The 14,588-nt window shown below is 69.8% G+C and carries 13 protein-coding genes; 4 read left to right on the forward strand and 9 right to left on the reverse strand.

Annotation, left to right across the window (positions count from 1 at the left end):
• Positions 1 to 373: 373 nt before the first annotated feature.
• Positions 374 to 979, reverse strand: coding sequence for a TetR/AcrR family transcriptional regulator (locus DWB77_RS09510; RefSeq protein WP_246033478.1), 606 nt, complete (start codon positions 977 to 979; stop codon positions 374 to 376).
• Between the two features lie 176 nt (positions 980 to 1,155).
• Here DWB77_RS09510 and DWB77_RS09515 point away from each other — a divergent pair, with 176 nt between their 5' ends.
• The 4 genes from DWB77_RS09515 (at position 1,156) to DWB77_RS09530 (ending at position 5,250) form a co-directional block, all read left to right on the forward strand.
• A complete protein-coding gene (locus DWB77_RS09515) occupies positions 1,156 to 1,965 on the forward strand; it encodes an aldo/keto reductase (RefSeq protein WP_120720833.1) in 810 nt (269 codons plus the stop codon).
• An 86-nt stretch (positions 1,966 to 2,051) separates the two neighbouring features.
• Positions 2,052 to 3,293, forward strand: a complete 1,242-nt coding sequence (locus DWB77_RS09520) for an MFS transporter (protein WP_120720834.1) — start codon at positions 2,052 to 2,054, stop codon at positions 3,291 to 3,293.
• A gap of 55 nt (positions 3,294 to 3,348) precedes the next feature.
• Positions 3,349 to 3,732 (forward strand): nuclear transport factor 2 family protein, encoded by a 384-nt coding sequence (locus DWB77_RS09525; protein WP_120720835.1) that lies wholly within the window; start codon positions 3,349 to 3,351, stop codon positions 3,730 to 3,732.
• Between the two features lie 180 nt (positions 3,733 to 3,912).
• The gene (locus DWB77_RS09530) at positions 3,913 to 5,250 is read left to right on the forward strand and encodes a BTAD domain-containing putative transcriptional regulator (protein WP_120720836.1); all 1,338 of its coding nucleotides are present in this window, start codon (positions 3,913 to 3,915) and stop codon (positions 5,248 to 5,250) included.
• Positions 5,251 to 5,371: 121 nt separating this feature from the next.
• On the opposite strand, the gene DWB77_RS37675 is transcribed toward DWB77_RS09530, so the two are convergent.
• Genes DWB77_RS37675 through asnB form a run of 8 tightly spaced genes read right to left on the reverse strand, consistent with a single transcriptional unit; the run spans position 5,372 to position 14,516 of the window.
• Positions 5,372 to 6,061 (reverse strand): dTMP kinase, encoded by a 690-nt coding sequence (locus tag DWB77_RS37675; RefSeq protein ID WP_162952485.1) that lies wholly within the window; start codon positions 6,059 to 6,061, stop codon positions 5,372 to 5,374.
• On the reverse strand, positions 6,058 to 6,969 hold the full coding sequence (locus DWB77_RS37680) for a hypothetical protein (protein WP_162952486.1): 912 nt from the start codon (positions 6,967 to 6,969) through the stop codon (positions 6,058 to 6,060). The genes DWB77_RS37675 and DWB77_RS37680 overlap by 4 nt, the downstream gene beginning before the upstream one ends.
• 41 nt (positions 6,970 to 7,010) lie before the next feature.
• Complete coding sequence (gene nadC, locus DWB77_RS09540) at positions 7,011 to 7,868, reverse strand: carboxylating nicotinate-nucleotide diphosphorylase (protein WP_216826841.1); 858 nt, start codon at positions 7,866 to 7,868, stop codon at positions 7,011 to 7,013.
• Positions 7,869 to 7,902: 34 nt separating this feature from the next.
• Positions 7,903 to 11,091 carry a type 2 lanthipeptide synthetase LanM family protein gene (locus tag DWB77_RS09545; protein WP_120720839.1) on the reverse strand — a complete coding sequence of 1,063 codons (3,189 nt, stop codon included), beginning with the start codon at positions 11,089 to 11,091 and terminating at the stop codon, positions 7,903 to 7,905.
• A gap of 25 nt (positions 11,092 to 11,116) precedes the next feature.
• A complete protein-coding gene (locus tag DWB77_RS37685; protein ID WP_162952487.1) occupies positions 11,117 to 11,257 on the reverse strand; it encodes a mersacidin/lichenicidin family type 2 lantibiotic in 141 nt (46 codons plus the stop codon).
• Complete coding sequence (locus tag DWB77_RS09555; protein ID WP_120720841.1) at positions 11,250 to 11,531, reverse strand: PqqD family protein; 282 nt, start codon at positions 11,529 to 11,531, stop codon at positions 11,250 to 11,252. Before DWB77_RS09555 ends, DWB77_RS37685 begins: the two co-directional genes overlap by 8 nt.
• On the reverse strand, positions 11,531 to 12,301 hold the full coding sequence (locus DWB77_RS09560; protein WP_120720842.1) for a hypothetical protein: 771 nt from the start codon (positions 12,299 to 12,301) through the stop codon (positions 11,531 to 11,533). Before DWB77_RS09560 ends, DWB77_RS09555 begins: the two co-directional genes overlap by 1 nt.
• Positions 12,294 to 14,516 carry an asparagine synthase (glutamine-hydrolyzing) gene (gene asnB, locus DWB77_RS09565; protein WP_120720843.1) on the reverse strand — a complete coding sequence of 741 codons (2,223 nt, stop codon included), beginning with the start codon at positions 14,514 to 14,516 and terminating at the stop codon, positions 12,294 to 12,296. The genes DWB77_RS09560 and asnB overlap by 8 nt, the downstream gene beginning before the upstream one ends.
• Positions 14,517 to 14,588: the final 72 nt, after the last annotated feature.

A 14,588-nucleotide genomic window follows, 5' to 3' on the forward strand; every position in this document is an offset into this window, starting at 1 on the left:
CCACCTCATGACAGCGCAGGCTCCTTCCTTTCTCCTACCGCCGAAATACCGCGAGGGGTTGACACCGGCGCGAAGAGCGTCAAGCCCACCCGCACTCGTCGGGAGGGCCGGCGTCCGGTTCTGTTCCCTCGGATCCGGTCACCTGAAAGGCTCCGGCGGGCCCGCCGCATCGCCGAAACCCGTGCGGATACGGCGCCTTCGGCCGCGTCGGGCCACGACTCCACGCTTCCTGCCACGGGAGGGGTGTGACAGGCCGGCGCGTCGAGGATGGCCTGATTCGGCGCCATGGGGCGCGGCGCGGCCGGAGCCCGGCCCCGGCACGAGGGGCGCGCGGGCCGCCCGAAGGCGTCCGGCCGAGCGCAAGGATCCGGCCTCAGGCCGGGTCGGACTCCTGCGCGGTGCCGGTGACCGCCTGGGCGACGGCGATCGAGGCGGCCTTGATGCGGTCCATCGCCTCCGGGCCATCGCCCATGATCATGCGAGTGACCTGGGGAATGGCGAGCGGCCACCCCACCAGGGCGGTGAAGACCAGGAGCAGGGCCTGCGGGTCGAGCTCCGGCAGGGTGCTGCCGCCGATGCCGCTGGCCTTCCCGAGCGCGTGCGCCTTGTGCTGGTAGTGCTGGGTGCGGGCGGCCTCGTCGGGGACCGGCACGCCGGGATGTTCCAGGGCCTCCCAGAGCAACAGCCGGAGAATGGCCGGATGTTCCTTGTGGTAAGTGAACAGCCGGTCGATGTAGGTGGCGATGTCGTCCGACTCGGCGGGCGCCGGCACGGCTTCCGCCAGCTCCTCCAGGGCCCGGCCCAGGACGAGCGTGAACAGCTTCTCCTTGTCGTCGTAGTAGAGGTAGATGGCCTGCTTGTTGGCCTTCGCCTCACGTGCGATGCGGTCGACCCTGGCACCGGAGACCCCGTACTGGGCGAATTCCTCCAGTGCCGCTTGATAGATCCGGTTCCTCGTCTGTTCTGATCGCGAGCTCACCCGGCAGCTCCTTCCTCGTCCGGCAAGTGTCACATGCGAGCCACCCCGTCCCCCGCCCACCAGCGGCGACGGGTCCGCGCGGCCCCGAACTAAACCATCCAGTTGATTTAAACCAACTGGTTGATGTAGAACAGGAGCGTAGCCTCCCCGAGTCCCTGGAAGTGAGGTCAACGGCTATGGACCTGCGTCCACTTGGCCATATCGGACCCCAAGTCCCCTGTGTCGGCCTAGGTACATGGCGCCGATTCGATCTCCCCCGGCCACAGGAGTACCTCGCCCGCCAGATCGTGGAGCTGGCGCTCGAAAACGGCGTCCGGGTCTTCGACACCGCCCCGGTGTACGGCCGGGCCGAGGAGGTCCTCAGCCGGGCGTTGAGCGCCCACCGCGACCGTGCCTATGTGGCGACGAAGATCTGGGCGGGCGAACGGCACACCGGGCGGCGGCAGTTCGAGCGTCAGCTGCACCTCTTCCAGGGGCGCGTCGATCTGCTCCAGCTCCACCACCTCATCGGCTGGCGGACCCACGCCGAGTGGATGCAGCAGGAGCGGGAGCGCGGCACCATCGGCCAACTCGGCCTCACCTACTGGCGCGACCGCGCCTTCGGCGGCGGCACGGCGAGCGAGCTGGAAGAGGCCATGCGCACCGGCGTCTTCGACGTCATCCAGATTCCGCTCAACCCGGTCGAGCGCGACATGGAGGAGCGGATCCTGCCCCTGGCCAAGGAGCTCGGCATCGGCGTGATGGTGATGCGCCCCTTCGCCGAGGGAAGCCTGCTCTCCTCCTCCCGGCGCGCCGTGCCCCCGAAGGAGACCGGCTGCGCCACGGCCTCCGAGGCTCTGCTGCGGTGGGGCCTTTCGGATGCGCGCGTCGCCGTCACCGTGCCCGCCACCCTCGACCTCGGGCATCTCATCGCCAACACGGCCGCGGGTTCCGCGCCGCTGCTCGACGAGGAGCAGCGCGCCGCCATCGCCGCGCTCTACCGCTGAGAACCCAAGGACCCGGGGTCCGCCCCTGCGTCCGTCCCTCCGTTCGCTCCTCCGTCCGCTCCTCCCCTCGCCTCCAAGGACTTCCCATGTCGCATTCGGACACCGCCTCCGCGCAGGCCAAGGCGGTGGTCGGCCGGCCCGCCGCCCCGCCCGTGCGCCCGCTCCTCTTTCTGGTGATGGCGATCTGTAGCGGCGCCACGGTCGCCAACGTCTATCTCGCCCAGCCGCTGCTCGAACTCTTCGCCCGAGGGCTCGGCATCTCCTCCGCGTCCGCCGGAACCGTCGTCACCTGCGCCCAGTTCGGCTACGCCGGGGGCATCCTCTTCCTGGTGCCGCTCGGTGACGTCCGCCGTCGCCGCCCCCTGCTGAGCGCCATGATCGCCGCCACCACGGTCCTGCTGCTCCTCGCGGCCGCCGCGCCCGGCCTGTCCGTGCTGGCCGCGGCCGCGGCCCTGATCGGCGGCGTCACCGTCATCCCGCAGGTCCTGGTGCCGCTGGCCTCCGAACTCGCGCCGCCCGAGCGCCGCGCCTCCGTCGTCGGGAACGTCCAGATCGGCCTGATGACCGGCATCATCGGCTCCCGTGTCATCGGCGGCCTGGTCGGCGAGGCGCTGGGCTGGCGCGCGGTGTACGTCCTGGCCGCCGCACTGACCGCGCTGACCGGTCTGGTCACGCTGCTCCTGCTGCCCAAGGAGGGGCCCCGCACGGGCATGCCGTACGGGCAGCTCCTCGCCTCCCTGCCCCGGCTGCTGCGCCAGGAGCCCGCGCTGCGACACTCCTGCGTCCTGCACGGCACGCTGTTCGGGGCCTACAGCGCGACCTGGACCACCCTGGTGCTGGTCCTCACCCAGGAGCCCTACGGCTACAGCAGCGCGACCGCCGGACTCTTCGGACTCCTCGGCCTCTCCGGCGCGTTCGCCGCTCCCTGGGCCGGCCGCTTCATCGACCGCCGCGGCCCGGGCCCCATCATCACCGCCGCGCTCGTCCTCGCACTCGTCTCGGCCGGCGCCTACGCCCTGGGCGGCAGCACCCTCGCCTTCATGATCGCGGCGGTGCTCCTGGTCAACGTGGCCGTGCAGTGGAGCCAGATCGCCAACCAGGCCCGCATCTTCAGCTATCTGCCCGAGGCCCGCAGCCGCGCCAACACCGTCTACATGGTGGCCGTCTTCCTCAGCGGCGCCATCGCGGCGGCCCTGGCCAGCGCCTGTTACGGCTCCTACGGCTGGAGCGGTGTCTGCGCCGTACAGGCCCTGCTCGCCCTCGGCGGGCTGCTCGCCCTTCCGGCCATGCGCCGCTACGACCTTCGCCACGCGGGAGCCACCGCCTGACATCCGTCAGCACTTCCGCGGCGTCCCAAGAAAGACAAGAGAGAAAGAGAAGACCGTGACCTTCCCGGCCATGCCCAAGTCCGTCCACCAGTTCTTCACCGCCTCCCAGGCGGGTGACGCCGACGCGTGGGCCGACTCCTTCGCCGAGACCGCCACCTTCCACGACCCGGTCGGTACGGACCCCCTCGAAGGACGCGAAGCCATCCGCGCCTTCATCAAGTCCGTCATCCCGAACTTCGACCCCTTCCTCGGTCTCACGCCGCTCGAGGCGCACACCGTAGGAAACTTTGTCGCCGTCTCCTGGCGCGGTGCCGCGGTTTCACTCGACGGCAAGCCCACCAACTGGTCCGGAATAAATGTCTACGAAATCGACGAAAACGGCCTGATCGCCGAGGCCAAGGCATACTTCAACAGCGCGGTGTTCGCGGCTCAGCTCTAGATGGTCACGAGGGTGGGAACGCGGCGACCTCGCTGTTCCCACCCTCGACGGCCGCCCACGACACACACATCGCCACATAGCATTTTCGATCTTTTTTCGCACTGATACCGATCAGAGAGCTGGATTGTCGGGGGACCAGCGTTGCTCGCCTCGCCACACTTCCTGGAAGGCTGAAGACACATGATCGAAACCATTATCGAAAAAACCACACCGTTATCACTCACATCGCACGGCGTACAGGTCAAACTTCTCGGTGTCCCGGAAATCCTGGTGGACGACCAACCGGTCCCGCTGCGGGGCGAAACGGCACGGAGGGTCCTGTGCCACCTCCTTCTCGCCTCACCCCGCGCGATCCCCAACCAGCGGCTCATAGAGTCGGTTTGGGGCGGTGAAGAACCTGACAGCGCCATGGAGCAGATCCGGAAGATCGTGTCGAAGTTACGGCGGGATCTGCCCGGGGGGCGCGATCTCATCACCACGGAACTCGGCGGCTATCGCATCACGTTGGCACCGGAGCAGCTGGATCTCACCGTGTGGACGAATGCGATCCAGGACGTCCATCAACTCATCGAAGCGGGCGACCATCACGCCGCTTTCGAGAAACTGTCTCTCGCGCTCGACCTCTGGCGCGGACCGGCTCTCGACGGCCTCGACGGCCAGCCTTTCGCGAATGAGGCCGTCGCGCTGCACGAGGAGCGCCTCAACGCATTGGAAACGTGGTGCCGCCTCGCCATGAATGAGCTGCCCATTTCTACGGTCATCGCGAAGATCCGCAGAGAGATCTCCCAACACCCTTTGCAGGAACGGCTGTGGGACACGTTGATGCGACTGCTGGCCGACAACGGCCGCCCGCTCGAAGCCCTCAACGAATACAGCAACTTACGCAAGGTTTTGGCCCAGTCCCTGGGCGTATCGCCGTCACCACGGCTTCAGGACACCTATCGCAGACTGGAGCTCATGGCGAACGGGGAGACGGCCCGGCCGAACCTCCGCCAGACGACCGAGCGCACGGCCGCGCCCCCACACACTCCGAAGATACCCGTGTGGATCAAAGAACTTCTGCGGGGTCAGGAACCGAACCCCGCTTATGTGTCGGACAAGTACTGGAACATCGTGCACCGCAATCAGGCGATGGCGCGCTGGTTCCCGTGGCTTCAGGGCCCCGACGCCAATCTCATGACATGGGCCCTCACCAACCCGTCCGCGAGACGGGTACTGGGTGACTGGGAAGATCACGCCGCGGTCTATCTCGGAATGATCGACCGCGCGTTGCGCCAGAACCCCGACGACGCCGCCCTGCGTTCCCTCAGTGCAACGTTGTCGGAGGCCGACTCGCTCCCCACGACGGTCCGGGACCAGCCGGTGGACGTCGCGACGCGCGAGGGCCACCACTACACCCTCAACCTCCCGCACATCACGCCCGAGCCGGTCAACGTGGTGTCCCACATCCTGACCCCCCACGGGCACGGCGAACTCCGCGTCGTGCTCCTCACCTCGCCGCAGGAACCGGCCGCCTGATCCGGCGCCCCGGGCCGCCGTCCCCCGCGGCTGCCCGGGGCGCCACTTCCCTGCCCCCTGCGGGCCCACCCCCTCGCTCAGGCGCGGGTCACGCGGGACGGCCCAGAGGGGCGGAGTGCGGTCAGGCCCGCGCCGGCTGGTTCAGCACATGCCGGCCGACTTCCCGCGAGACGATCTTGAAGCAGGAGTGCTCGTCGAGGGCGGTGTCCACGAGCACACCGTCGAACTTGCTGCGGACGATCTCGAAGGCGTCGATCCGCGCGTTGAAGAGCAGCGGGTCGACATAGTCGTCGCGCTCCGCCTCGCGCGCGTTGATCCGCTTGCGGGCCTCGATGAAGCTCACCCGGGTGAAGAACGCCACGTGCGGCGTGGGGAACTCGGAGATGATGTCCGAGACGACCCGCCACTGCGTGGGGGTGAGCCCGCTGGAGGAGATGACGGCCTCGCACAGCGCCGAGTACAGATAGCGGTCGACGATCACCGCGTATCCCGCGTCGAGCAGCGGGAGGATCTTGGTCCTGATGGTGTTGAGCCGGTCCCCGGTCACCGCCAGGAACATGGAGAAGATGTCGACCCGGCCCTCGGGCTCCGCCGTCAGCGGATCCTTCTTGTACTCCGTGAAGAGGCGGAGCTTTTTGCACTCGTTGCTGGGCAGTTTGAAGACGCGGACCCGATAGCCGTTCCTGCGCAGCGTCCCCTTGAGGCGCCTGATGCTCGTGGTCTTCCCGGACCCGTCGACGCCGGAGAAGCTGACGAGTACGCCCCGCTCGGGCTTGGGGCCGGTCGCGAGGGGGACGGGTATGTCGATCACTTGGCGCTCCGGGTGATGAGTTCCGTGATGAATTGCATGTTGCGCTGCGGGTTGAAGAGCAGCCCCTCGGACGCGTTGGGGCGATTGGCCTTGAACGAGGGGCCCATGCGCCGAATCACGTCGATGAGTCTCAGGAACCGCGCGTCGCGGAGCAGTTCGTCGTGGAGTTCGGGGCGGAAGAAGGAGTAGTACGTGAAGTCGTTCGCGTAGAGCGGCGCATTGCCCCCGTACACCTCGGGCGTGATCTTGAACGGCACGCCGCGCAGCGGGTTTCCGGGCCAGATCGTCCCCGGCTCCCGGTCGTACGCGGCGTCCGTGATGTGGCCCCCGGTCAGCACCCGGGCGATGTTCGACTTGCGGAACATCTCGGGGTCGCGGCCGCGGTCGGGCAGGGCGGCGATCAGCCCGTCCACGCCCGGCGCCGTCCTGATCCCGTTGACGCTGTGCGCGATGACCGAGGTCTGGTGGTCGCTGGTGAACACTCCGTCGAGGTGCGGCGGGAGGTTGAACCTGGCGTACTTGACCTCGGAGAGCGACTGCACCATGGAGATGCCGGCCTGATGCCCCGCGACGAAAGGACCGTGGATGTTCAGGCCGTTGTAGGTGAAAGCCGAGTTGATCATAAAGGGGAAGGAGAGGGGCGGGCCCGATTCCCGGATCGGATCCAGCCGCACATCGATCGACGCGTACCGGAGATCGACCTCCTTCGGGTCGAATCCGGCCTCCTCGATCTTGCTGAACGCCCAGTCGAAGAACTCCGGCTTCACATAGTCGCGTTCGATCAGACGGGGAAGTCCGGTCGGAGGCTCCTGGTAGAGGTAATCGCTCAGGCTGAGATTCCGCAGGTATTCCTCCCGAAGATCCTGGTCCAAATAGCGCACGTTGACATCAATGACTGCCTTGGGCACGACTACCTCCTCTTCGGGTGGAATGCAACGTCTCGTACGGGTTATGCGGTCCAGTCGAGACCGAGGTCCACGGCGCGCGCCGAGTGGGTCAGCGCACCGATGCTCACGATGTCGACGCCGAGCGCGGAGATGGCCTTGATCCGCTCCCGCGAGACGGAGCCCGAGACCTCGATGACGGCCCGCCCGTCGGTGAACTCCACGGCGGTGGCGATCTGTTCGTCGGTGAAGTTGTCGAGGATCACGATGTCGACCCCGACCTCGATCGCCTCGCGCAGCTGCTCCAGGGTGTCGACCTCGCACGTGATGCGGGTCGCGTGGGTGGCGACCGCCCGGGAACGGGTCACCGCGGCGGTGATGCCTCCGGCAGCCGCTACGTGGTTGTCCTTGATCAGCACCGCTGCGCCGAGGTCGGACCGGTGGCTGTGCCCGCCGCCGCACCGGACCGCGTAGCGCTCCACGATCCGCAGTCCCGGAGTGGTCTTGCGGGTGTCGGTGATCCGGGTGCCGGAGCCGGGGGTCAGGGCGTCGACGAACGAGCGGGTCAGGGTGGCCACCCCGCTCATCCGCTGGACGAAGTTGAGGGCCAGGCGCTCGCCCTTCAGGAGCGACTGGGCGGGGCCCGTCAGAAGGACGGCGGCCTTGCCGGCCGTGAGCCGTTCGCCTTCCCGGCACAACTGCTCGACCTGGACGCGGGGGTCGAGCTGGGCGAAGACCTCCCGCACCAGGGCCCCGCCGCAGAAGACGAGGTCCTCCCGGGCCGCCATGAGCGCCCGGCCTTCGGCCTCGGGCGAGACGCACGCGTCCGTGGTCGTGTCGCCCCGGCCGAGGTCCTCGATCAGACAGCGGGAGACCAGCTCACGGATGACGGGCAGTTCGAGCATGTTCTTTCCATTTCTCATGGTGAAGGAGCGGGAGTTTTCCGGGAGTTGGGCCTCAGGTCCCCAGCAACAGGACGTCGGGCACCGCGCGGTCGGGCAGCGCGATGCGGAGCAGGCCGTAGCCGATCCCCGCCGCGCCGTTCATCAGGCCCGGCACCCAGAGACGGCGCGGAACGCCCGTGCGTACATCGCCCGCGAGGACACGGTGTGCCACCCCGGTCGCCGCCCGGCGGGCCTCTTCGACCAGGGCCCGGTCGCCGGAGCGTTCACCGGCGGTGAGCAGGGCGTGCGCGAGACCGAGGGTGCCGTGGCACAGCGAGTCGTTGCCGACCCCGGCCCGCAGGCCCTCCCGTACGGCGGAGAGCTCCGGCCGGCCGGCGAACCCACGCATCCTCGCGGTGGCCAGCAGAGTGCCGGCGGAACCCCGGCACCAGGCGTTGACGCCCGGACCGGTACGGGCCGCCGCACGGTCGTTCTCGGCCAGGGCGCGCGAGGCGGCCTCGGCGTAGCGCGGCTCCCCCGTCAGCTCCCCGATCGCGGACAACGCGTAGGCCCGGCCCGCCTGTCCGTGCCCGAATCCGTGGACGCCTTGGCGCGTCGGAGCGTGGTCCAGGAGGATCTCGCCCGCCCGGCGCACGGCTGCGCGCGTCGACTCCTCGGGCCGGGTCGCGTGGAGGGAGATCAACGCGAGCGCGGTTCCGGCCGCGCCGCCCACGATGTCGAAGCTCTCGTCGTCGTCGAGGTTCTGCCGTACGGCGGGCACCAGGGAGCGGGCCGCGTCGAGGAGTGCGGGGTCCTCCCACAGCCGTCCGACCCGGTCGAGGAGGAGCATGACGCCGCACAGGTCCTCGTATCCGCCGACGGGCAGGGCGCGGAGGTCTTCCGGTTCGGGCATGCCGTCGGGGTCCGCAAGGGCCGCCACGACGTCGCGCGCCTGCCGCTCGTAGCGGTCGATGCCGGTGGCGGCGGCGAGTTCCGCGAGGAACAGGGCGATGCCGGTGACGCCCGAGTAGAGCCCGAGCCCGCTGGGCCCCACCACCCAGTACCGGTCGCCGACCAGGTTGAGGTTGGCCCACTCCACGACGCCGTCCCCGCCGTGCCGGACGGAGGCGAGCAGCTGGTCCCCGATGCGGGAAGCCGCGGCGAGCGCCGTATCGGGGTCCACGTCCTGCCGGAGGTGCGGGCCGACCTCTACGCGGGCCTCCCGGGCGGACCCGCCGTTTTGCGCGGGCCCCTGCTCCTGCGCGAGCCCGTTCTCCTGGGCGGGGCCCTCCTCCTGCGCGAGTCCGCCCTCGTGCGCGAGCCCCTCCTCCTGTGCGTGTCCGCCGAGTTCGCGGGTGGCGAGGGAGGCGTGTACGAACCAGAGCTGGTCCCGCAGATGTTCCTCGCTCAGGGACGCCAGCCGACGCCGCGCGGTATCCAGTCCGCTCTGCCGGAAGAAGCCCTTCGCGAGCGTGACGCCCTCGTCGTCGAAGAGCGCCGTGCCGGAGGGCTTGGCGGTGAAGACGGGAACGTCACCGCGGGCCAGCTGCCCGAGTTCGCTCGCCAGGACCACCGCGTCGCCCTGCGCGTCAGGGTCCAGCGCCTCCAGAAGGTAAGCGCGGTCGAGACCGTCCCCCAGCAGGTCCGGGTGCCAGGCCTCCTCCAGTACCGCTCGGTAGGTGGAGGTGTTGCGCAGGACGGTGCGTACGTCGTCGTCGGCGAAGGCCTCCAGCTCGCGGAGCAGGTCCTCGCGTCCGGCGAACAGCAGCCGGTAGCACTCTTCGAAGCCCTCGATCAGCCCGGGGAGCATCGCCGACGGGTCGGCGGGCCGGCCGTCCAGGACGGGACGGTTGCCCGACTCCGGGACGGGGCGCCGTCTCCGTACGATCCGCATCCGGTCGGTGCCGCCCTCGGCCAGGACGATGTCGGGCCGGATCTCGTACTCGCCGGGGGCGGCGCCACCCGCCATGGCGCTGATCTCCATGGCGTACACACCGCTTCCGTCCCCCTTCACCACGCGCTGCGGGAGCAGCCCCACGGCGAGGACCGAGGCGCGCAGCAGCAGGTCCACGGGGTCGGCGTCGGCGTCGGACGTGGTCGCGGACTCGGTGTGGAACATCGCTTCCAGGTCGATGAACGCGGGGTGCTCGCCCGCCGCGATCAGGTTCTCCAGGTGCATGTCGTAGCAGCCCAGGACGTGGAAGAGCGCTAGGTGGGCGCCTAGCCGCCAGGCGAACCTGCGAAAAGCGTCCGCGTGGGCGCAGGGCGCGGCGGTGACGAAGGCGGACCAGCCGTAGTCCGGGCGTTCCAGCAGGTCGTTGGTGCCCAACGGGTGGCGGGCGCCTCGGTCGTTGATCCAGCGCAGGAGCCGGTTGACATGGGTGTCCACCGCCAGGCTGCGCGGCTTGTAGACCAGGCGGGATCCGTCGCGGAAGGCCACGAGCGTTACCGTGCGCCCGCCGCGGTGGGCGTCGCCGGCGCCGAACGTGAGGCCCGCCAGGTCCTTCAGGCCCTCGCCGGACACCGCGAAGCGCTCGCGCAGCTCGGGGAGGTCGGCGCTCAGTCGCTCGGCGAACTCCGCACGGACGTCGGTCCACCGCCGTACGTGGCCGACCAGGCCGCGGGCCAGCACGGGGTGCCCGGCCAGGAGGTCCAGGGCCCGTTCGGGGTCCCGCAGGCTCTCGCCGAACGCCTCGTAGCGGGCTTCGGGACTCGCGCCGTCGAGCCGGCCCTCCAGCCGGGCGGCGTTGATTTCGAGCACCAGCGTCCGCCGGACCATGGTGCGCAAGGTGTCGGTGTCGGGGGTGAACAGCGGGTGGCTGTCCGGGAGTTGACCGGCCGCGCCGAGGCGGCCGCGCAGTTCCTCCCGCGCCCACGCCGCCAACGGGCCCAGCCAGTCCAGCGGTACGTCGACGTCCTCCGCGTCGGCCGCGAGCGCGGGCAGGGCCGAGCCGGCGAACCGCTGCCAGGCATCGACGAGGACGGGGACCCAGTCCGGCGCGCCGGGGAGCCGCCGCTTCAGCTCCTGCGGCGTCTCCGCGGCCAGCAGGGCGAGTCGGTCAGGGGCCAGGCCCCACCGGGCGGCCAGTACGTCCTGCTCTACGCGCAGCCCGGGGACGAGCAGTCCTTCCTGCCACAGGCGGACGCGGGCCGTTCCACGCTCGCGCTCCTCGGGGTCGGGTTCGAAGCCCCCGGCCGTGCGGCGCTCAGTGGGGGTGAGCCCCGCCCACCAGCGCGCGTCGTCGAGGAATGCGTCCAGCACCGTCTCGCCTCTCGTTCTCTTCCCGCTATGCACGGTCCAGGCCGGGTACCTCGATGTCGCCCGCCGGATGCGGAGGCAGTGCGGCTCGCGCACGGTCGTCCAGGGCTGCCCGGAACAGCGGGTCCCGCCAGGCCCTGATCACGTCGGCGGCCGTCGGTTCAGACACGGACGGCGCCGTACTCGACCAGTTCGGACAGGACTTCGATGGTGTCCTCGACGGCGGTCTCGACGTCGATCTCGTATTCCCGGGCGAGGAGTTCACCGATGCCGCCCACGGTGAGGACCCCGTCGATCCGCTTCCAGATGAACGCCGTCGTCTCCGCCAGCTCGAAGGCCTGCTCGGGGACCGCGACCACCAGGGTGCCGCGGATCTTGCGCACCCGGATGTCGGGGCGGACGGACGGGATGGACTCGGCCGTGACCGGACCCGCTGTGCTCATCAGATGTCCACTTCCATGGCGATGCCGCGGCAGACCGAGAGCACCTCGTTGATCCAGGCCGCGGGCTGTGCGGGGTCCAGCGACCGCATCGTCTCCAGAGCCCAGTACGTGTCGTACGGCAGCACGGCGGGGGCGGCGGCCCGCAGCCTTCGGGCCCGCCACTTCTCGCCCGGCCCGCACTCGCCTTCCGAGGCGAGGAGCGCGTCGACCGTGTAGTGGAACGCGGCCCGCGCGGACAGCACGGCGCTGTCCACGTCTCCGGCCTCCAGCTGGCCCACCGCGTCCTCGACGCGGGAGTCGGCCATGTTCAGAATGCGAGCCGCGTGGATGGAGCGGAACGCGGATTCCTCCGCTTGGACGCGCCAGTGCGACAGCAGCTCCTGTCCGCCCGCCGCCGCGCCGAAGGCGAGCCGGTCCAGCAACTGCACCTCGCGCAGGGCGAGTTCCTCGGCGCCCTGCTCGAAGGCCTGCCAGGTGACCTTGGCGAGGACCTGCTCCACCTGGCCGCGCGTCCAGTACCGGATGTCCCAGCGCATCGCGTCGACGAAGGTCTCCTCCCCCAGTACGACGGAGGGTACGAGCGGTACGGGATGGCGCGAGGCGCCCTTGCCCGTCCACGGCTCCTCGGAGATCACGTAGAGATCCACGTCACTGGAGGCGTTGCCCCAGCCCCGGACCAGGGAACCCGCCTCGAAGACACAGACCCAGGACTCGGGCAGCAGGTCCAGCGCGCGCAGTTGTTCCAGCTGGTGCGGGCGGTCCTCAGACACGGTCGGCTCCCTTCGGGGCGGCCTCGACGACGAGTCCGAGGTCGAGCACCTCCTCGAGCAGCGGCTTCAGTTCGGCGAGCGTGTGGCCGTTGCCTGCCAGTACCTTCTCCAGCGAGGTCTCGCCGTCAAGCGAGCGCAGCAGCGCGGTCAGGCCGGGCTCCTCGTCCTCGCTGAGGACGAACTCGCACGCCCCGTCGACCAGCAGGTACCAGATGCCGGGCTGGGCCGGCACGCAGGCGAGCAGGGTGTCGTCCCGCAGCGCGTACACGGCGGCCGGGTCCACCGGGGGCCGCGGCATGGTGAGGGCGCGGATCTGCCCCTCGCTCTCGTCCCAGTCGCCGTACTCGAAGGTCACGGGTTCGGGGGTGGCGGCGCTGAACGCGGCTGACGGAGGGGCGGGAAGGTCCGCGGTCATGCGTTCCAGCAGGCCGAGGTTGACCAGCCGCAGCAGGTGTTCGACGCTGCCGTTCTCGGGGTCGCGCTCCAGGCGCCGCAGGCTCTCGCGGACGCCGTCCTGGTGGATGAACTGGCGGGCCCGCTCGGAGGAGAAGGCCTCTTCGAGGAGCGCGTCGCCGCCCTGCGCCAGCATGCGGGTGAAGGTGCGGTAGGTGTGGCGCTGCCCCTCGCCGTGGAAGAAGGGGACCTTGGGGCGGTTGATCAGCTCCTCGGGGAGGATGCCGACCATCGCCCGGCGCAGGATCCGCTTGTCCCAGAGGAGGTTCTCGCGGCGGGCGGCGGGGATCGACGCGACCAGCTCGACCAGACGGTGGTCGAGGAAGGGCACCCGGGCCTCGACGCTGTTGCCGGCGGCCGTACGGTCCTCGTGCCAGACGTTGTACTGCTGGAGGCTGCGGTACTTCCAGGCGATGAACGCGTCGTAGGGATCCGGGGCGTCGACGCCCAGGCCGGCGTGTGCGGCCTCGTCCTTCAGCAGCGGCAGGTCGGACATCTGCCACCAACTCGCCAGCTGCGGCCGGCTGTCCAGGGCCTTGCGGCGGGCGAGGGCGCCGATGTTGGTGATGAAGTCGCTCCAATTGCCGCCCTCGCCGGTGTAGTTGAGGGAATAGCCTCCGTTGAACTCGTCGGAGGCGGCGCCCAGCAGCATGCCCTTGATCTCGGGGTGGCGCAGGCGCGCGTGGCGGTGCAGTTCGTACTTGTAGAACTGCTCCGGGCTGCACAGGGGCGTCTCGGTGAGCCAGAGCAGGTTCTTCCACTCCTCGATCCCCGGGACCCGGTCGCCGTCGAAGAGGATCTGCTCGTTCGGCACGCCGAGCATGTGGGCCGCGCGGTGGCTCCACTCGGCGTCGCCGTTGAGGACGGTCGCCCCCGTGAGCACGCTGAAGGTCCGCAGGCCGCTCTGGCCGGCCAGCGCGGCCACCGCGGAGGAGTCGATTCCGCCGCTGAGGAACAGTCCGAGTTCGGCGTCGGCCATGGCGCAGTCCTGTACGGACGCGGCGAGGAGATCCCGGTAGCGCTCGATGTACTCCTCGTCCGAGGCGTCGGAGTCCGCGGCCGCGCCGGGCAGCGACCAGTAGCGGTGCTCGCGGGTGGCGCCGTCCTTGAGGTCGATCTCCATCACCGTGGCGGCCGGGGCCAGTTCGATGCCCTCGAACCAGGTGTTGACCGGCTCGTGGATGAAGGCGGGCGTCGAGCTCATGCCGTAGTCGGCGAGCGCGCCGCTCCAGTCCAGGCGCCTCGGGGTGGCGGGGTCGGTGAAGAGCGCCTTGATCTCGGAGGCGAAGACGATCCGCTCCCGGTCGCGGTGGTAGAAGAGCGGCTTGATGCCGAACCGGTCCCGGCAGAAGAGGAGTTTGTTCTGCTTGCGGTCCCAGAGGACCACGGCGAACATGCCGTTCACGCGGTCGAGGAAGTTCAGGCCGTCGCGCTGGTAGAGGTGCAGCAGCACCTCGCAGTCCGACCGGGTCTTGAAGCGGGCGCCCGGAGGCAGCGACGCGGCCAGCTCGCGGTGGTTGTAGACCTCGCCGTTGGCGATCAGGACGACGGAACCGTCCTCGCTGACCAGCGGTTGACCGCCGCCCTCGGGGTCCACCAGGGACAGCCGGGTGAAGGCGAGGCCCACCTGGTCCTCACGCAGCAGCCGTTGGTCGTCCGGGCCGCGGTGGGCGAGCGTGCACGCCAAGTCGCGCAGCAGCTCGTCGGCGGCAGGTGTCAACATGCCACCGTCGATCCGGGCAACACCAGCGATTCCGCACATGTCATTCACTTTCGTTGCGACCCGAGTGGGAACTCAGCGATAAAACGGGCACGCGTCACGCCCAACCGGGCG

It is taken from the genome of Streptomyces hundungensis (assembly GCF_003627815.1).
GTDB lineage: Bacteria > Actinomycetota > Actinomycetes > Streptomycetales > Streptomycetaceae > Streptomyces > Streptomyces hundungensis_A.

Bases quoted from the DNA above. Each gene is read 5' to 3' on its own strand.
- DWB77_RS09555 (WP_120720841.1), bottom strand. From the start codon at position 11,531: ATGAGCACAGCGGGTCCGGTCACGGCCGAGTCCATCCCGTCCGTCCGC.
- asnB (WP_120720843.1), bottom strand. From the start codon at position 14,516: ATGTGCGGAATCGCTGGTGTTGCCCGGATCGACGGTGGCATGTTGACA.
- DWB77_RS09520 (WP_120720834.1), top strand. From the start codon at position 2,052: ATGTCGCATTCGGACACCGCCTCCGCGCAGGCCAAGGCGGTGGTCGGC.
- DWB77_RS09515 (WP_120720833.1), top strand. From the start codon at position 1,156: ATGGACCTGCGTCCACTTGGCCATATCGGACCCCAAGTCCCCTGTGTC.
- nadC (WP_216826841.1), bottom strand. From the start codon at position 7,868: ATGAGAAATGGAAAGAACATGCTCGAACTGCCCGTCATCCGTGAGCTG.
- DWB77_RS09530 (WP_120720836.1), top strand. From the start codon at position 3,913: ATGATCGAAACCATTATCGAAAAAACCACACCGTTATCACTCACATCG.